At 64.3% G+C, this 17,898-nt stretch carries 18 protein-coding genes; 8 read left to right on the forward strand and 10 right to left on the reverse strand.

From position 1 onward, the window contains the following. Positions 1 to 9: 9 nt before the first annotated feature. The gene (locus FJ977_RS20290; RefSeq protein WP_140774000.1) at positions 10 to 516 is read right to left on the reverse strand and encodes an RNA polymerase sigma factor; all 507 of its coding nucleotides are present in this window, start codon (positions 514 to 516) and stop codon (positions 10 to 12) included. A gap of 250 nt (positions 517 to 766) precedes the next feature. Here FJ977_RS20290 and FJ977_RS20295 point away from each other — a divergent pair, with 250 nt between their 5' ends. Continuing rightward, on the forward strand, positions 767 to 994 hold the full coding sequence (locus FJ977_RS20295) for a hypothetical protein (RefSeq protein ID WP_140774001.1): 228 nt from the start codon (positions 767 to 769) through the stop codon (positions 992 to 994). 420 nt (positions 995 to 1,414) lie between these two features. On the opposite strand, the gene FJ977_RS20300 is transcribed toward FJ977_RS20295, so the two are convergent. From FJ977_RS20300 to FJ977_RS20310, 3 genes are read right to left on the reverse strand one after another with little or no spacing between them, the layout of a single operon-like run. Beyond that, on the reverse strand, positions 1,415 to 1,627 hold the full coding sequence (locus FJ977_RS20300; RefSeq protein WP_056571206.1) for a 4-oxalocrotonate tautomerase family protein: 213 nt from the start codon (positions 1,625 to 1,627) through the stop codon (positions 1,415 to 1,417). A 30-nt stretch (positions 1,628 to 1,657) separates the two neighbouring features. Then, the gene (locus tag FJ977_RS20305; RefSeq protein WP_140774002.1) at positions 1,658 to 2,551 is read right to left on the reverse strand and encodes an SDR family oxidoreductase; all 894 of its coding nucleotides are present in this window, start codon (positions 2,549 to 2,551) and stop codon (positions 1,658 to 1,660) included. A gap of 7 nt (positions 2,552 to 2,558) precedes the next feature. After that, positions 2,559 to 3,296, reverse strand: a complete 738-nt coding sequence (locus FJ977_RS20310; RefSeq protein WP_140774003.1) for an SDR family oxidoreductase — start codon at positions 3,294 to 3,296, stop codon at positions 2,559 to 2,561. Between the two features lie 102 nt (positions 3,297 to 3,398). Here FJ977_RS20310 and FJ977_RS20315 point away from each other — a divergent pair, with 102 nt between their 5' ends. Both FJ977_RS20315 and FJ977_RS20320 read left to right on the forward strand, forming a co-directional pair. After that, positions 3,399 to 4,292, forward strand: a complete 894-nt coding sequence (locus FJ977_RS20315; protein ID WP_140774004.1) for a LysR family transcriptional regulator — start codon at positions 3,399 to 3,401, stop codon at positions 4,290 to 4,292. Between the two features lie 95 nt (positions 4,293 to 4,387). Beyond that, positions 4,388 to 6,040, forward strand: a complete 1,653-nt coding sequence (locus tag FJ977_RS20320; protein WP_140774005.1) for an acyl-CoA synthetase — start codon at positions 4,388 to 4,390, stop codon at positions 6,038 to 6,040. A 42-nt stretch (positions 6,041 to 6,082) separates the two neighbouring features. Here the strand turns inward: FJ977_RS20320 and FJ977_RS20325 are convergent, their stop codons facing one another. The 3 genes from FJ977_RS20325 to FJ977_RS20335 all read right to left on the reverse strand — a co-directional run bounded on the left by FJ977_RS20325 (position 6,083) and on the right by FJ977_RS20335 (position 9,216). Next, on the reverse strand, positions 6,083 to 7,066 hold the full coding sequence (locus FJ977_RS20325; RefSeq protein ID WP_140774006.1) for a methyltransferase: 984 nt from the start codon (positions 7,064 to 7,066) through the stop codon (positions 6,083 to 6,085). Between the two features lie 142 nt (positions 7,067 to 7,208). Beyond that, a complete protein-coding gene (locus tag FJ977_RS20330; protein ID WP_181179988.1) occupies positions 7,209 to 7,985 on the reverse strand; it encodes a hypothetical protein in 777 nt (258 codons plus the stop codon). A gap of 40 nt (positions 7,986 to 8,025) precedes the next feature. After that, positions 8,026 to 9,216 (reverse strand): hypothetical protein, encoded by a 1,191-nt coding sequence (locus tag FJ977_RS20335; protein WP_140774008.1) that lies wholly within the window; start codon positions 9,214 to 9,216, stop codon positions 8,026 to 8,028. A gap of 403 nt (positions 9,217 to 9,619) precedes the next feature. Here FJ977_RS20335 and FJ977_RS20340 point away from each other — a divergent pair, with 403 nt between their 5' ends. Continuing rightward, entirely contained in the window at positions 9,620 to 10,594 is a 975-nt protein-coding gene (locus FJ977_RS20340; RefSeq protein ID WP_140774009.1) for a nucleoside hydrolase, read from the forward strand. 76 nt (positions 10,595 to 10,670) lie between these two features. On the opposite strand, the gene FJ977_RS20345 is transcribed toward FJ977_RS20340, so the two are convergent. Then, complete coding sequence (locus tag FJ977_RS20345) at positions 10,671 to 11,684, reverse strand: NADP-dependent oxidoreductase (RefSeq protein ID WP_140774010.1); 1,014 nt, start codon at positions 11,682 to 11,684, stop codon at positions 10,671 to 10,673. 392 nt (positions 11,685 to 12,076) lie between these two features. After that, positions 12,077 to 12,274: a hypothetical protein gene (locus tag FJ977_RS20350; protein ID WP_140774011.1), complete on the reverse strand. Its 198-nt coding sequence runs from the start codon at positions 12,272 to 12,274 to the stop codon at positions 12,077 to 12,079. A 225-nt stretch (positions 12,275 to 12,499) separates the two neighbouring features. Here FJ977_RS20350 and FJ977_RS20355 point away from each other — a divergent pair, with 225 nt between their 5' ends. Together FJ977_RS20355 and FJ977_RS20360 are read left to right on the forward strand one after the other, a co-directional pair. Beyond that, the gene (locus tag FJ977_RS20355) at positions 12,500 to 13,465 is read left to right on the forward strand and encodes an FkbM family methyltransferase (RefSeq protein ID WP_140774012.1); all 966 of its coding nucleotides are present in this window, start codon (positions 12,500 to 12,502) and stop codon (positions 13,463 to 13,465) included. A 107-nt stretch (positions 13,466 to 13,572) separates the two neighbouring features. After that, positions 13,573 to 13,881: a hypothetical protein gene (locus FJ977_RS20360; protein ID WP_140774013.1), complete on the forward strand. Its 309-nt coding sequence runs from the start codon at positions 13,573 to 13,575 to the stop codon at positions 13,879 to 13,881. Between the two features lie 390 nt (positions 13,882 to 14,271). On the opposite strand, the gene FJ977_RS20365 is transcribed toward FJ977_RS20360, so the two are convergent. Further along, positions 14,272 to 14,553: a hypothetical protein gene (locus FJ977_RS20365; protein ID WP_244735456.1), complete on the reverse strand. Its 282-nt coding sequence runs from the start codon at positions 14,551 to 14,553 to the stop codon at positions 14,272 to 14,274. A gap of 339 nt (positions 14,554 to 14,892) precedes the next feature. Between FJ977_RS20365 and FJ977_RS20370 the strand changes: the two genes are divergently transcribed. Both FJ977_RS20370 and htpG read left to right on the forward strand, forming a co-directional pair. Beyond that, entirely contained in the window at positions 14,893 to 15,777 is an 885-nt protein-coding gene (locus FJ977_RS20370; protein WP_140774015.1) for a hypothetical protein, read from the forward strand. A gap of 171 nt (positions 15,778 to 15,948) precedes the next feature. Beyond that, entirely contained in the window at positions 15,949 to 17,835 is a 1,887-nt protein-coding gene (gene htpG, locus FJ977_RS20375) for a molecular chaperone HtpG (protein WP_140774016.1), read from the forward strand. Positions 17,836 to 17,898 lie beyond the last annotated feature (63 nt).

Consider the following 17,898-nt stretch of genomic DNA (forward strand, 5'->3'; position numbering starts at 1 on the left):
TACCGGCAATCATCGCGGCACATCCTCGTTGAGGCGCGCGCGCAGATGCTGGTAGGCGCGGCGGATCAGCGTCCAGGTCCGCGACGTCGAAAGCCCGAGCTCGACGGCGACTTCGCTCATCGTCTTCTCGCCCAGCCGGTGCATCTCGAAGGCCATGCGCGTGCGCTGCGGCAGTTCCAGCAGCGCCTTCTCGACGATCGCCAGCCGCTGCCGGTCATAGACGACGGTCTCGGCCGATGGCGCGCTGTCGGCGATGCGCTGAAAGTCGTCATCGGCCAGATGCACATGCTCGACGACGCGTTCGCGCCGCTTGAGGTCGATCGAAAGGTTGCGGGCGACGCGCCACAGATACGCGCGCGGGTTTTCGCCCTCGCCGTTCGGCGTCGCCGTCATCACCCGCACGAACGTGTCCTGCGTCAGGTCGGCGGCGGTCTCAGGCGTATGGCCACGACGGCGCAGGAACCGGTCGATCTCGCGCGCATGCGTGACGAACAGGCCGTGCAGATCCCACCTCACGCGGCCTCCGCGAACCGAGGCGGCCCCGACGCGTCGGTCAACAATGATCGCTTGCGTCTGCACGAGAGCCGCGAGCGGCTATGGAAATGACGATCAGTAGCCATTGGACGAATACAACAACTGTGAGTTGGCTCGCATCCTGTCACCCAAGCAAGCCGTCGATCGCCATCCCTACGGCTTCTGAAATTCTCCTGCAATGGCAACAGGTTAGAATGATTTTTCGAATCAGGACACGGCCACGGCTAAATAGATGACTATTTTAATCATGTTTTTCACGGTGATAGCGCTTTTTGGGCGACGGCGCAGCCTTGCCTGCCGCGCCATGGCGCGGCGGCATTTGCCCGGACGTGTTGCTCAAATGCCGCAGCGATTGCTTACGCTTTTCGCATCGACTGGGCGACATGGCCGCGACTGGCTGGTCGCCGAAGTGGCGGCGGACTGTTTTGGGATGACCGGGAAGGATCGAAACGAAGCATAGGACAGCGCGGGCACGAATTGAGCCAAGCTGTTGACTCCAGCGCGGATTCGCATGCCAATATCCCCGCATATCAGGCGGGGACCTTCGATGAAAAAAACTTACGTCAAGCCGGAGCTGACAAAGCACCAGAAACTCTCGGCCGTAACGGCACAGACGACCAATTCGAACGACTCCCAGGCGCCCGAGTAACCCTGAAGGCGACTTGGCCGCGGGAATTCTGATTTCCCTGAAACAAGAGCGAGCGAGACAGGTGGACAGCTCGGGGCTGTCCACCTGGCCCCCGCCTGGTGCATGTCGCCCCAAAGGGGGCATCGGTTTTCAGGGAACCGACATGCAGGCCCCGCCGACAGAGTGGACGTTGGCGTCCGCGGCGACCAGTCGTCATATGACGACTGTCGAGCGCGGCAAGGGCCGCTCCCCCTACTCCTTGGCGCGATAGGCCTCCGGCACGACGAACACTTCGTCGGCCCGGCCATAGCCGCCGTCGGCGACCTCTTCCACCAGCACCATCGTGGTCGGCCTGGCGACCTCGCCGAAAAAGTCGACGAACATGGCTGTGGTCCGGTGGATGAGGTCTTCCTTCTGCGCTCTGGAAAGTGCGGCCTGCGGCACCTTGATGTTAGCGAATGGCATGATCGTTTCCTTGCTTCTTGAGGTTGGGTTTCAGGCTTTGGGATGGAGCAGGTCGGCAAGGCCGATCCGTTCCATGAGTTGCGCGCGCACGCGGTCGGCAACACCGTTGACGATTGCCGCGCCATCATCGGAAGGGTCGATATGCACGCGCAGCGGGCGGCTGCCGTGCGGCATCGCCACGAGATCGACGATTGCCGTCGCGACCTCGGCCGGGTCGGCATCCGTCGGCTCCAGCGCCGCCAGCCCCTTCAGCACCTTCTGGTCGACATCGGCATAGGGACCGGACCAATAGAGGCCGGCGCGCTCGGTGTCGGCGGGTGCCGCCGCGTGATGAAAATGCTCGGTGCCCTTGGTGAAGGCGCCCGGTACCACGATCGTCGTTTCGATGCCGAAGCGGGCGAGCTCCAGCGCATAGCTCTGCGCCAGCGCGTCCATGCCGGCCTTGGCCGCGAAATAGGGCGCCAGGAACGGCGGCGTGCCGCCGCGCGTGCTGCTCGAGCCGACCCAGATCATCTGGCCCCGGCCGAGAGCGCGCATATGCGGCAGGGCCGCGCGGTTGACGCGCTGCGTGCCGACGACGTTGACGTCATAGAGCTGCGCCAGCTGTTCGGGCGAGAAAGCCTCGGCAGGCCCGAACCCCATATGCCCGGCATTGTGGATCAGCACGTCGAGCCGGCCGGCCTCACCGACGATCTGCCGGATCGCCGCTTGCGCCGAGGCATCGGAGGTGACGTCGAGCGCGATGGTCTTCAGCGCCACGCCCTCGTCACGAGCGAAGTTTTCCATCTCGGCGACCGCAGCTACACGCGCCGAGGGGTCGCGCATCGAGGCATAGACCGTGTGGCCGGCCCTTGCGAGCGCCCTCGCCGTCATCGCGCCGAAACCGCTGGAGGCGCCAGTGATCAGGATTGTCTTTTGCATCATCGCCTCCTCAGATCACGCCGCCATTAGCGCGGATGATTTGTCCGTTGACCCAGCCACTGTCCGGCCCGGCCAGGAACGCGACCACGCCGGCAATGTCGTCGGGCTGGCCGAGCCGGCCGAGCGGGATCATCTTGGCGATCGCCTCGATCTGCGCCGCGCTCTTGCCGTCCGTGAACAGCGCCGTCTCGACCGGTCCGGGTGCCACCGCGTTGACGGTCACGCGGCGCGCGCCAAGCTCCTTGGCGAGGATGTGCGTCATCGCCTCGACCGCCGCCTTGGTGGCGGCGTAGACGCCGTAGCCCGGCTGGTAGAGGCCGACGACGCTGCTCGAAAAATTGACGATGCGGCCGCCATCCCTCAGGCGTTTCGCGCCTTCGCGCATGCCACGGAACACGCCGCCAAGATTGATCGCGACCTGCGTGTCGAACGAGGCATCGTCGGTCGTAGCGATCGGCGACAGCTTCATGATGCCGGCATTGTTGACCAGGATATCGACGCCACCGAACGCCTTCTCGCCGGCGTCGAAAAGTGTTGCGATGCCGACCGGGTCGGCGATGTCGGCCTGCACGGCGATCGCCTTGCCGCCATCGGCCTCGATCGCGCCGACAAGCGCTTCGGCCTCGGCGCGGCCCCGTGCGTAGTTGACGACGACGGCAACGCCGTCGCGGGCGAGCCGCTGCGCGATCGCCGCACCAATGCCCTTGGAGGCGCCGGTCACGATCGCGGTTCTGGTTGGATTTGTCATGGAAGTCTCTCCGTTTGTTGGTGACACGGATATAGACCGGGCCAACTTCCGGATAATCAGCCGACACTTGACATCACTATTCGGAAATTGCGAACAAAGGCGATGGATCGGCTGGACACGATGCGGCTCTTCGTTCGCGTGCTGGAGCGGCGCAGCTTCACCGCTGCCGCCGCCGATCTCGGCCTGCCCCGCTCGACCGCAACGGAAGCGATCCGGCGGCTCGAGGAACATCTCGGCGCGCGCCTGCTGGAGCGGACGACACGGCAAGTGAACGCCACGCAGGACGGCGAGGCCTACTATCAACGTTGCCTGTCGATCCTGGCCGAGATCGAGGATGCCGAGGCCGCCTTCCGCAAGGCCGAGCCCTTCGGCCTGCTGCGCATCGACGCCAGCACGCTGCTCACCCGCACCTTCCTGTTGCCGCGCCTGCCGGAATTCCTCGCACGCTATGTCAGGATCGACCTGCAGATCGGCCAGAGCGACCGGCTGGTCGATCTCGTGCGCGAGGGCGTCGATTGCGTCATCCGCGTCGGCGAGCCGCCCGACAGCGGCATGATCATGCGACGGCTGGGGATGATCCGCGAGATGACCTGCGCCAGTCCCGCCTATCTCTCTCGCCACGGCACACCCGCTACCCCCGATGCGCTCGACGGCCACCAGGCGGTGGGCTTCGTCTCGTCGCGCACCGGCGAGGTGCTGCCCTTCGAGTTCACCGTCGGCGGCAAGACCCGCGAGGTCCGATTGCCGGGCCGCGTCGCCGCCAACAATTCCGACACCGCCGCCGACCTGGCGCGGCTCGGCCTCGGCCTCATCCAGGCGCCGCGCTATCGCTTCGAGAAGGACCTTGCCGACGGCACGCTCGTCGAGGTGCTGGCCGATTACCCGCCCTCGCCGACGCCGCTCTCCGCGCTCTACCCGCAAAACCGGCAGCTCTCGCCGCGCCTGCGCGTCTTCCTCGATTGGGCGGCCCGCATCTTCGCCGAGGCGAACTTGTAGCAGCGGCTCCGCCGTTGCCCTTTGGCCGCATCCGATGGCATTGTTGACCCGACAGCGCGCCATGGGGAGATGGGGCGCCGCCAGGGAGGACTGACATGACCAGGACCGGCTTGCCGCGCTACGAGGATGCCGTTTCGCGCTTTCGCATCGAGGATGAGATCGCCAGGCTCGACGGCGATCCGGCGACCGGCCTTAGTGCCTATGTCGAATGCTGCGGCCGCCATACCGGGCGGAACCGGCTGGCGCTGCGCGCGATCTCCGCCGCCGGCGAACTCCGGCTGTTCAGCTTCGATGACCTGGCTGATATGTCGGGCCGCGTCGGCAATATGCTCAAGAGGCTGGGCGTCGGCCCGGGCGATGTCGTGGCCGGCATGCTGCCGCGCATTCCCGAACTGGTGGCGCTCATCCTCGGCACATGGCGCATCGGCGCCGTCTACCAGCCGCTGTTCACCGCTTTCGGGCCGAAGGCGATCGAGCATCGCCTTGGCTACAGCGGCGCCAGGCTGGTGGTGACCAACCCGGCCAATCGCGGCAAGCTCGACGAGATCGAGAACCGCCCGCCGATCGCTACCATTCTTGGCCCCGGTGATGCCTTGCCTCAAGGCGACATCGATTTCCGCGCCGCGCTTGCCGCCGCCTCCCCCGATTGCGAACCCGTCATGCGCAAGGGCGACGACCTGTTCATGATGATGTCGACATCAGGCACGACGGGCCTGCCCAAGGGCGTGCCGGTACCGCTCAACGCCCTGCTCGCCTTCGGCGCCTATATGCGCGACGCGATCGGGCTGCGCCCCGACGACGTCTTCTGGAACATCGCCGATCCGGGCTGGGCCTACGGCCTCTATTACGCCATCACAGGCCCGCTGCTGCTCGGCATCGCCACCACCTTCAACGAGGGCGCCTTCACCGCCAGGAGTACCTATGAAATCATCGAGCGGCTCGGCGTGACCAGCCTCGCCGGCTCGCCCACCGCCTTTCGCCTGCTGCTGGCCGAAGGGCCGGAGGCGGCCGCCGGCATCAAGGGCCGCCTGCGTGTCGTGAGCAGCGCCGGCGAGCCGCTCAATCCGGAAGTGATCCGATGGTTCGACACCCATCTCGCCGCCCCCATCCACGACCATTACGGCCAGACCGAGAACGGCATGATGGTCAACAACCACCACGGCCTTGCGCATACGGTTCGCGCGGGCTCGGCCGGCTTCGCCATGCCGGGCTATCGCATGGTGGTGCTGGACGAGGCCGGCAACGAGCTTGGCCCCAACCAGCCCGGCATTCTCGCCGTCGACATCGCCAACTCGCCGCTGCGCTGGTTCGACGGCTATCACCAGGCGGAAACGCCGGCGGTCGCGGGCGGCTATTACCGCACCGGCGACACGGTGGAATACGAACCGGACGGCTCGGTCTCCTTCATCGGCCGCGCCGACGATGTCATCACCTCGTCGGGCTACCGCATCGGCCCCTTCGATGTCGGAAGCGCGCTCATCGAACATCCCGCCGTCAACGAAGCGGCCGTGGTCGGCGTGCCCGATCCGCAGCGCACCGAAATCGTCAAGGCCTTCGTCATCCTGGCGCCCGCCTATCAAGGCAGCCCGGAACTGGCCGAGGAACTCGCCCAGCACGTCCGCAAGCGGCTTTCGGCGCATGCCTATCCGCGCGAGATCGACTTCGTCGCCGAACTGCCGAAGACGCCAAGCGGCAAGATCCAGCGCTTCCTGCTGCGGAAGGCGGAGGTGGAGAAGCGGAAGGGGTGAGAACCCGCGATCAGACCGCGAACCCCATGGCCAATCCGATCTTCAGCCAAGGCGCGCACGAAACAAGGTGCTGCCATCCGCCAGGCGCGACCTGGAGATATCGCGCAATCCGGCTTCGGTCATCCAGGCGCGATACTGGCCTTCCGTGTAGGATTCGCCGTGGCGATAGAGGTTCAGGAAGGTGAGATTGAGAAAGACACCCTCGGGCGGACCGAGGCGGTCGTCATCGACGACGCCCCAGCCCGCGATTGCGATCTCGCCGCCTTGCGTGAGGCAACGCGCCGCGTTCAGGATCGCACTGCGCGCCTGGTCCGGCGGAAGGACCTGGACAACGGCCTTCAGGATCGCCAGATCGTGCCGGCCGATCGATGGCGCGACGGTTATGTCCCCCTCTTCGACAGTCACGTCGTCGGCACCGTATTCGGACAGGATAGAAGGCGCGACCGCCGCGACCGTCGGGAGTTCCATCAGCGTCGCCGCGATCCGTGGCCACCGCTCGCGAAGTCCGATCAGAATGGTGCCGGCACCGCCGCCGATATCGATCACCGAACGGATCGCCGAGAGGTCCAACTCACGGGCCAGGTTTCTGCCGAAAATCACCCCGCCCGGTGCGAGCATGCGGCTGAAGGCCGCCGCGGCTTCGGGGTCCGCTTCGGAAAAGTCGTGCAGCGCGGCCGGCCGGTTCTGGCGCAGCGAGTCCGCGGTCAAAAGGTCCGCTCCCCAGAGCTCGCGCAGCAGCGCATGATCGCCGCCGCGATAGGTCGGCTTGGACGCGTCGAGGAAGGCCGACGCTTCGGCTCCATTGCGAAAGCGGCCATCCCTGACTTCGAGGAGACCGATGCTGGCGAGCGCATAGAGGAGCCGCGACAGACGATCGGGCGGGACGTTGAGCGCGGCCCCAAGGCTGTCGGCGGTCGCCACATCGCCACCGAGCCGGGTGAAGATGCCTAGGTCCAGCCCGGCGCGAAGCGCCAGGGCTGCGGGCACCGCCGCGATCAGTCCGTCGATCCGATCATGATCCGTCATCTCACGTCCCCTGCCGCGATCCGGGACCGAGCTTGAAGCAGCTCACCTGAGATTGGAACCTCCGTTCTCCGAAAAATATTGCCGCCTCGACCAACTCGAGCGGCGTCGGCGGAGCGGCGCCTACCCCTCTTGCAGGTTGGTTCTAGATTACCGCGCGGACCCGGCCTGCCTTGTCGAGGCGACAGCCGACTTGCGCTTGCCGGACTTCGATGCCGCCTCGTCTGGCATAGTCTATTCGCACCTTGATCGGCGCCGTGCGTGCACCCCCGAATTGACGCAAGGCACCCGCGCTGACCGCACGGACACGAACAGCGCCAAGCGGCTTGGCAGCGGACATGATCGCCGCGCGGCAGGCCTGTACGACCGCGGCCGGCGTACCGGGTTTCGCTGTCAGGGCTTCCAGGGGTCCGAAGGGATATCCCACGGTGAGGCCGCCCTGACCGGCTTTGGAAGGCCTGAGGACGGGTGGCAGGACCATCGATTGCCTTGCGGCCTTGGCAAAGGTTGTCGCTGTCGTGGCAGTGGCCGTGGCTGTCGGGGCAGAGCCGGTGGTGGCGGCGGCCAGACCACCGGGAGCGGCCGCCGATCCGTTTTGGGCGGACGAATCGGCGCCCAGGCCGACGCTGGTCGACACGCCTGCGCCTGAGGTCCCAACGTTGCCGCTGGCACTGACGCCTGCATTGCCGACATTGCCGCTGGCACTGACCGACCCGCTGCCTGCGCCGACCGAAGCTCCGACGTTTGCACCGCCAACGCCACCGACGCTCGCGCCCACCCCCACGGATCCGCCTTGCGAACCGGCGCTCACGCCAGCGCCGATGCCGACCCCGCCGGCCTTGCCGCCTATACCTGCTTCGAGAGCCGAGGCAGGCCCGATTGCGATACCCATCGCGAACGCGGCCGCGAAGTATTTCTTCATTGTCATCCTCCCTGCGCCATGCATTTCGCTCACCTGTCCTTCACTGCACAGGTGGTCGCACCGGGAGCAATGCGGGAGGAAGAGCGATGGTTGCCAGCAGGACAGGTTGCGGCGACTTTGGGCCCTTCACTTTCCGTCTTTTCGGCAGGTCCGGTTTACGGGCTGCGAGCGAACGCGACGGTGAACCTGCGAGCGCGCTCTTGGAGGTACCTGCCTTGGGCGCGCGCACCTCGGCCGCGGTCCGACGCTTGTCCTTGATGGCGTCGATTTCCGCCCGCGCGGCACTGAGGCTGCGGGCCAAGCCGTTGGCCCTTTCACGCTCCTGGTCCAGCGCCGCATTCAAGCCTATCGAGCTCTGCTTCAGGGCGTCCCGTTCCTTGCGGGCACTGTCGAGATCACGCATGGCTGAATCTGCCCGCTGACGTTCCAGTTGGAGCGCTTCTGCAGCCTGGTTTGAGGCGGCAACGGCCACTTGCCGATCCTTCACGACCTTGGCCTGCTCGGCCGCGGCCAGATTTGCGCCCGTCTTGAGAGCATCGATCGTTTGACGAGCCGTGGCGAGTTCCTGTTCCAGAAGCTCGACCTTGTGGCGCTCCTCATCAAGCGCCTGCGTCGCGGCGGCATCGGCCACTTGCCGGTCCTTCGCGGCGGCCTTGGCCTGCTCGGCCGCGGCCAGGTTTGCGCCTGTCTTGAGAGCTTCGATCGTTTGACGAGCCGTGGCGAGTTCCTGTTCCAGGACCTCGGCCTTATGGCGCTCCTCATCCAGCGCCTGGTTCGCGGCGGTCCGGGAAGCATCCGTGGAGGGATGCGTTTCAGGCATCGCGCCTTTCTTGCTGTCCCAGAGACTGGCTTCCGCCCTGAAATCTTCGATGGCACGCAGCGCGGTCTCCAGATTGGCCGTGAGCGCTTCGTCCGTTTGCTGCTGCTCTTTCAGGGCCTGCGCTTGCTTGGCCAGCTCAGCCCGTGCAGCGGCCAATTCGCGGCGCAAGGCCTCCTCGCCGGGTGGCGTCTGTGCGAGGGCCTTCGCTTCGCCGGGCACCGGATCGAATATATCGGTTCCGGCCGCGCCGGATCGCACAGTGTCCGGTTCTTTCGCGATATCCGTATGGTCCGCAACCGCGACCGACGAACGGCCATTGAGCTCAGCCGTCGCGGACGCATAGGGTGCCAGCTGACTGTTTGCCGCAGACGCCGACAGCAGGATGAGGATGGACGAAACAAAGGACAGCATGGCGCCGGATCCGCTGCCACGTATCCTGTAAAGTAGAACAAAAGCGCGTCGCTTAATAAGGGTGAAGTCAAAGAGCGGATATTTGGACCTGGTACCTTGCAAATGATTCATCACTTGACCTCACCTGGCGCGACCCTCACCGCGATCGTATTCTCCACTTATTTCGAGCCACGGCGCTGGATGCCGTGTCACCTCGACGCTATCTTCTATTTCCCTGCTTGTTGTCATTCGAACGAACGAAACTTTTCCCCTGAGACGGCTCTGTTCGGATCAGCCATGCCGAGCATGTGCGGCCGGCACGCGACCAAACTTACGCGGGCCAGATCGGTCGCGCATCGGAGCCTTGACTGCGCAGGCACGGCAGTCTCTTGTCCCAACGCGGACGGCAAGGGAGGTGCCCACCATGGAAAAGATCATCCTGGACTGCGACCCCGGACATGATGACGCCATCGCCATCCTGCTGGCGGCCGGCAATCCGAAGATCGATCTCCTCGGCATCACAACGGTTTCGGGCAACCACAATGTCGAGAACACGACGCGCAATGCGCTTTCCGTATGCACCGCCTATGGCGTCAAGGTGCCGGTGGCGAAGGGCTCTCCCGGTCCACTGATCATCGACCAGGTGCTGGCCGTCGAGATCCACGGCGATACCGGGCTCGACGGCCCCGTGCTGCCGCCCGCCTCTTTCGAACTCGACAAGCGGCATGCCGTCGACTTCATCATCGACACCGTCATGGCGCATGAGCCGAAGACGGTCACGCTGGTGCCGGTCGGCCCCTACACCAACATCGCGCTTGCCGTGCGCAAGGACCCGCGCATCGTCAGCCGGGTGAAGCGGGTCGTCGCCATGGGCGGCAGTTTTTCGCGCGGCAACATAACCCCCGCGGCGGAGTTCAACGTCTATGGCGACCCGGAGGCCGCCGACGTGGTTTTCCGCGCCGCTTGGGACGTCACCATGGTGGGGCTCGACCTCACCCACCAGGCGCTGGCCACTCCGGACCTGCAGGACAGGGTGCGCGCCGTCGGCGGCCCGATGGCCAAGTTCATCCTCGATATCTGGGAGTTCATAGCGACCACGCATGGCGGCCTGCTGCAGATCGAATATCCCGCCATCCATGACGCGTGCTGCGTGGCCGCGATCATTGACGGAAGCGTCTTCACCACCGAGAAGGCCGACATCCGCGTCGAAACCGCCGGCCGTTGGACCAAGGGCATGACGGTCTGCAATTTCGAGAAGATGGGCGGCATGCACCATTTCGGCGGCACGGCGAGCGAGCAGGCCGACTTCCGCCACACCGTGGCGATGAAGCTCGACCACCCGAAATTCTGCGACCTGATCGTCGATGCCTTGGAGCGGCTGGTGAGGCAGAAGGCGTGAGCCGGCTTTTGTCCGGACCACCTGGTTGAAACGAGCGACTTGGCGCTGCAATGCTCCAGGCTCGGGTCAACGGCGCTCATAACCGAACAAGTGTTTTCCCGAAAGTCTCGCCGCGGAGCATGGCGATGAACCGCGAGGGCGCATGCTCGAACCCATCCGTAATGTCCTCGCGATAGCGCACGCGCCCGTCCCGAAGCCACACCGACATTTCCCCCCGAAAGGCTTCGGCCTGTTCGGAGTGGTCGTCAACGATAAAGCCTTCAATGCGGAGACGTTTCGTCAGCATGGCCCGCATCAGGCTTTGTGTCGCGGGCCCAATTGTCGGATTGCTATCGCTGTAGAGCGCAACCAGACCGCAGACGGGAACACGGGCGAAGGGATTGAGCAGCGGCAGCACGACCTCGAATATCCGCCCGCCTACGTTTTCCCAGTAAATGTCGATGCCGTGCGGACAGGCTTCGGCCAGACGCTCGGCCAAGCCTGAATCGCGGTGATCAAGCGCAGCATCAAACCCGAGCTCGTCCCGGAGATACTGACGTTTGCGTTCGCCTCCGGCGATTCCCACAACGCGGCAGCCCTTGATTTTCGCGATCTGTCCGACAGTGGAGCCCACCGGGCCAGCCGCGGCGGCAACGACCAGAGTCTCGCCCGGCTTCGGTTCCGCAATATTGGCCAGACCTACGAAGGCAGTCATGCCGGGCATTCCCAGTATCCCCAGGGCGGTGGACACCGGCGCGGATCGGGCATCGAGGCGACGCATGCCGGTCCCGTCAGTTATTGTGTAGTCCTGCCAGCCAGCATCATGCACGACAACGTCACCAACCTGCCAGTCGGAGTGTCGAGTCTCCACGACCGTGCTCACGAGTTCGGCTGGCATCGGCCGTCCCAGTTCGATACCGGGCGTATAGGATGGCCCTGGATCCATGCTGCCCCGCATATAGGGGTCAAGCGACAGCCAGAGCGTCTGTAGCAGAACCTGTCCGCCGCCCAATTCTGAAAGGGGCGCCTCAACCATTCGAAAGTTATCTGGCACCGGAGCACCTTGCGGCCTGGATGCAAGGACAAAGGAGCGGATCACGCGATGCCTCATATCGAAGTAACCTCCATTGCCGGCTCTGTCGGTGCTTGGCCAGCGGCCTCTTTTCTCTTTTACTCGGCAATGGCATGGAGGGACAGGACGGTCGGCTACCCGCACCGCTCCGCCGATACGACTCCCGGGCAACCCAAAACTGCGTCGATCGTAGATGTCCGCTTCCGGAATGCGCCGAAGTTGAGCTGAATGTCTGACTTCAGGCGCATTGCCGCCATTCGCGTCACCGACAATCAGAGCTCGATCGGGCTCGTCTGGCCAAGGTCAGTGCGCCAAGCCATCCGAAGCGTGCAGCAGCAGCCACATCAAACCAACGCGCCCATCGAACTGCGAGGCTCGACGATCGCCTCGTCGCATCCAGGCAAGCCGCATCCGACGCGGCCCCGGCCTTCTCAGCTCTGGCCAAGCTTCGTCCGGATTGCGCCGATGGCATTCACGATCGCGTCGGCGGCTTCGCGATCTAGCGCGATCTCAACCATGCCCTCGGTCGTCTGGATCGAGAGGATACCGAGCGTACCGCTGTCATCCTCGACGGTGCTGACGTGGATTTCAGTTGGCACGAAAGGCCGTGCCTTGTCCTTGCGCTTCATCGGATACCCACATCATCGAGCAACCGACAATCATGCAACTTTTTGACACATACAAGCCAGCTCAGGTTGAAATCTCGCCAGGGGGGACGATCTCCCGTTTGGCCCTTCGCGTGGCCACCCGCTTCATGGCTCTCTGCCGTCCGAGCGTTGCCCTGTCACAGCACATTCATTGTTGACGGATACTTTTGGCGGGAAGTCGTTTTCAGCTGCGATGCAGGAAGCGCCATGCCCGTTCACCCTCAGTATGATAGTGGTTGCCCCAAAACCTCCGTGGACCTGTCGGAGGGTTTTGGTGGCTGGTTTGTCCGCGTATGCGAGAACGACCAGGAAATTTTCCATCAATTCAGGCGTGAGCGCGATGCGATCGCCTTCGCGGACACCCAGCGCAAGCGCCTTGGGCTGCCCCGTCCGCCGTCGGAGCGGGCAGCACCCGACGGCCATAAGGCGATCAGGAAGATCAACCAGATAGCGCATGTGCTAAGAACCAAGGGGCCCGGTCGGTTCCTCCAGTTGTCGACGCTATCGCTAAGCGAACCAATCAGGTCGCAAAGGCTCCGGCGTCGCGTCGCCAGCGATGCACGACGGGCATTGTCCAGGCTCGAGGCGGCAAAGCGACCTCGCGGATTGTTCATCGATTGCGGATCAAACGTCGGCCAGGCGTATAGATTCTTTTCGCGATATTACACGCCCGATTACTATGACTACGTTCTTGTAGAGCCCAACAAGAATTGTTTGGAGCACCTTCATGGTTTGCGCTCGGAAAACGTAGCCATTGAGGTCGTGGCCAAGGCTGCGAGCGCGAAAGATGGCTATGCCGAATTGCTTGGTCCCCCGGGGCGGTCGGACCCTACCTACGAAGGTTGCTCCATAATCCCAGGCCACAATGGAGGCTTGTATCAGCCGCAGCGATTTGCGCCGGAGCTTGTCGAAACGTTTTCGCTGTCACAGATGATCCGGGACAGGCGTGGCCTGTACGAAGTGGTTGTTCTCAAACTCGATGTCGAGGGAGCAGAGTACGAGATCCTGGACGATATAATCCGCTCGGGGCTCCATCGCGATCTCCACGCGACATATGTCGAGTTCCATTCCCTCTACATGAGGAACCCGGAGGGGCGAAAGACCGCCGCGGTGGAGCGCAAGATCGTTAATGAGTTCCAGCAGGCGGGCACTCACATAAGCAGATGGATATAGCGCCTGCCATCGTAGTACCGGTCTTCGGCGCTTCTCGACGCCCGCCCGCCTGACGCGGAACAGGGTTCAGTGACTGATCAACTCATCATCGGCGCCGGAATCTGAGTATGGAACGGAACATAGACATCGGCGATGAGGTGGCGATGACGGCGACTATCTTGATGGTGCGTCGGAGTGGCCGGGCGTGCGTGAGCATCCCAAGCCACAGCCTCCCATTTGCCATTGAGCCGCCGCGGAAAGCGAAGCCCGGCGACAAGGTGGCGATAACGGGCCACGTGACGAGCGTCGATGACGAGGCGGGCAAGGTAACAGTCAAGATTAGCGCTCGCGTCATCGTCGAGATCGACACCATGACCGCCCACCGAAAATTGCAGCCATCCGAACGACAGAAACCGTTTCGCGAGAGATGGGAATGAAACCCGCAAAGGCCGGAGATCGCACGGGCCGTGCTCTATTTTTGGCGTCTTGTGTCGCGAGACATCATTTCTGCGACGATTCCATAATCGCCGACGATATCGCGGACAGGGTTTCAAAGGCGGCCGAGAGCAATGCGATCCGGCGATTTCATGGCATGGACAGATCGCCACGGGTTGCTGAAAGAAGATATCAGGTCGGGACGGTTCCCAGCCCGATCCGTCAAAACCGCGACCGACCTGGCCAACGACGTCCTCTCCGCCTTTCTGCTCCCTGGATTTCATACGCCCGCCATGGAACTTTGGCAGGCTTCCTGTTCGGTCTTTGGCAAGGCGCGCCGTCCTCACGACGCTGATCAGCCAAGCGTCCGATCGAGGTCCGCCTGGCCGCGGTCAGTGCGCCACGCCATCGGACGCGTGCAAGAGCCGCCACGTCGAGCCAACGCGCCCATCGAACTGCGAGGCAAAATGCTTCGCGGCCACATCCTCCAGGCCGTCATCGACGAGCGCCTCGATGCTCCGTCGCATCAGGGCGAGCTGCATCCGCCTGGCGTGCTCCAGGTCGGCCTCCCGCATGATAGCGGTGACGTGGTAGGCGACCACGGGCTGCCCGAGGCACGACAGCAGCGCGTTGGCCTCGGCTGTTACAGCGGTCACTGCGTCTTCGATCTTCATTCTGGCGCTCCTCATCAAGAATGATGCTGACGCCTCCCCGCAAGGCGACGGTGGTCCGTCGCTTCTTTTTGATTTCAGACTGCCGCGCGACCGAAGGCTGCGCGCCAGGCTTGCAATTGCTGTCTTCCCTAAGTCCCTCGAGCCGCCTCGTCTGGCCCGCAAACAGTATCCGTCAGATTTGATTCAAAGGCGACCGGATAGTTAATCGATGGTTAATGGCAGCGCTTGCCATCCCGCACCGATCAGGATGTTTCGCCTCGACGTTTCCTGCCGCGCAATAGCCGCAAAGCTGCCCGATGGCTGCCAGGCCTGTTGATCGCCACGAAGAAAGGTTCTGTCATGCGGTTGGTCTGGACGGTCATGTTTGCACTCGCCAGCAGTGCTGCCTTCGCCGCCTCGCCCGAGGACGATTATATCGCCGCGCGGGACAAGGCGATTGCCGAGATCGCGGCGATGGAGAGCACGAACACAGCCGTGGAAACGCTCGACGCGGCCAATGAAAAGGCCCGCGCCGATCTCGAGACGCGTCTCACCGCCCTGCTCGGCCCCTTCACGGTCAAGGATTTCCCGGCTGCCGGCACCATCAATATTGAAAGCCTCTCTTCCTCCGATGTCGGCTTCGGCATGCTCGACGGCCTGCGCCATGGCACCGAGGACGGCCCCAGCATCGTGGCCTCGACACGCGGGCTGGTCGAGCGTTGGCTCAAGTCGCGCGCCGCCGAGACGGACGCCGATCTCAAACTGCCCACCGGCTTCGACGCGGCGCTGAAGCTCGACGCCTTCTACACCCAGGCCATCGGCAGCGACGCCGCCTTCACCGGCACGCTCGACTTCGCGCTGAAGACGCCCGAGGGCGCAGACATGGCGATCGCGCGGCTCGGCGGCTGGGCACAGGATATCGGGCCGAACTACGACCAGGAGGTCATCGTCACGGTCGTCAAGGGCAACAGCGTCCTGATCGCCGAAGCCCCCGCGACACCGCCGGTCCCGAAGATCGCGGCCTGCGACGCCGCCTGGACCGCCGCCGACGCCGCCGCCCAGAAACTGGCCAAGCAGGCCACCGACGACAGCGACGAAAACACATCCGACGCCGCCAACGCCGCCTGGACGAAAGGCGACAACGACTTCCGCGCCTGCATGGGCAAGAACCTGCCCGGCACCCCGGCCTATCCCGCTCTGCTTGCCCAGGCGCAGGCGCTTGCCGATCACATGGCGGGAAAGTAGGGCCGCAAGCCAGGCGCGACGGCGCCCTCTTGTTGCTCCCGCACCCCACCACCATATCGTCGGCGCGCTGGCCTTGCTGAACGCAGTTGCCAGCACCGCAAAAAATGGTTGAAAGGAAGTCCTGAACGCGCCCCGGCGCGGCGGGCGGATGAACAGCGTGGGAAAATCTGAATGACGACGGATACGAAAGCGACGGAAACCAGGGCGTTCGAGGCGGATGTCTCGCGGCTGCTGCACATGATGGTGCATTCGGTCTATTCCGATAAGGATGTCTTCCTGCGCGAGCTGATTTCCAACGCGGCTGACGCCTGCGAGAAGCTGCGCTTCGAGGCCGTCAGCCGCCCGGAACTTCTGGCCGACGATCCCAAGCCGCGCATCTCGATCTCGGCTGACGCGGACAACAAGCAGATCACCGTCGAGGATAACGGCATCGGCATGAGCCGCGACGACATGGCCGAGGCGCTGGGCACGATCGCCCGCTCGGGCACCCGCGCCTTCATCGAGCGCGTCGGCTCCGGCACCGAGGACACGCAACTCATCGGCCAGTTCGGTGTCGGCTTCTATTCCGCCTTCATGGTGGCCGACCGGGTCGATGTCACCAGCCGCCAGGCGGGAAGCGAGGAAGCCTGGCGTTGGTCGTCCGACGGCAAAGGGTCCTATGAGATCGCGCCCGCCCCGCTCGAAGCCGCGCCGAAGCGCGGCACCCGCGTCGTGCTGCATCTGATGGACGATGCCGTCTCCTATACCGGATCCTACCAGCTCGAGCAGCTGGCCAAGTCGCAGTCGGGCCATGTGCCGGTGCCGATCACGCTCATCGAAAAACCCGGCGCCGAGGCGCGCGACATCGCCGACGGCACGGCACTCTGGGTCAGGCCGAAGAGCGAGATCACGCCGGAGGAATACACTGATTTCTACCGCGGCGTCGCCGGCCAATATGACGAGCCGGCCGCCACCATCCATTTCCGCGCCGAGGGCCGGCAGGAATATTCAGTGCTCGCCTTCGTGCCGGGATCACGTCCGTTCGATCTGTTCGACCAGGATCGCAAGGGCCGCATGAAGCTCTATGTGCGCCGCGTCTTCATCACCGACGATGCCGACCTTCTGCCGCGCTACCTGCGCTTCGTGCGCGGGCTGGTCGATTCCGCCGACCTGCCGCTCAACGTCTCGCGCGAGATGATCCAGGAAAGCCCGCTGCTGGCCTCCATCCGCAAGGGCCTGACCAACCGCGTGCTCGGCGACCTCGCCAAGCTGGCCGAAAACGAGGCCGACGCCTATGCGAAGATCTGGGACAATTTCGGCGTCGTCCTCAAGGAAGGGCTCTACGAGGACTATGAGCGGCGCGAGCAATTGCTGAAGCTCGCCCGCTTCCGCTCGACCGCCTCTGGCGAAGGCTGGCGCGGCCTTGCCGACTATGTCGCCGCCATGAAGGAAGGCCAGAAGGCGATCTTCTTCATGGCCGGCGACGACCGCGCCCGGCTCGAAGCCTCGCCGCAGCTCGAAGGGTTCAAGGCGCGCGGCATCGAGGTGCTGCTGCTTACCGATCCGGTCGACAGTTTCTGGGTGACGATGGCGCCGGAATTCGACGGCAAGCCGTTCAAGTCGGTCACGCAGGGCGTGGCCGAGCTGTCCGACATCCCGCTGCTCGACGACGCCAAGAAGCCGGAGACAGCGGCGACGCCGGAGGTCGACGGCTTCCTGGCCTTCGTCAAGTCCGCCCTTGGCGATGCCGTCTCGGACGTGAAGGCATCGGATCGCCTGACCGAAAGCGCGGTCTGCCTTGTCGCCCCCGAACACGGCCCCGACCGTCAGTTCGAGCGGCTGATGAACGCCGCCGGCCGCCTCGACAAGGCGGCCAAGCCCATCCTCGAAATCAACCCGAGGCATGAGCGCGTGCTGGCGCTTGCCGGCCTGGGCGAGGACGAGCAGGCCTTCAAGGACGATGCCGCCCATCTTCTCTACGACGAGGCGCGCGTGCTCGACGGCGACAAGCCGGCCGACGCCAGGGCGTTCTCGGAGCGGCTCGCAAGGCTGATCGCGCGCGGCATCTCGAAGGGCTGAGCAATTCCAGGAAAAGTGTGAACGGTTTTCCCCGGGAAAAGCGCGCAGCGCTTTTCTTACAGG

The organism is Mesorhizobium sp. B2-1-3A (assembly GCF_006442655.1).
GTDB lineage: Bacteria > Pseudomonadota > Alphaproteobacteria > Rhizobiales > Rhizobiaceae > Mesorhizobium.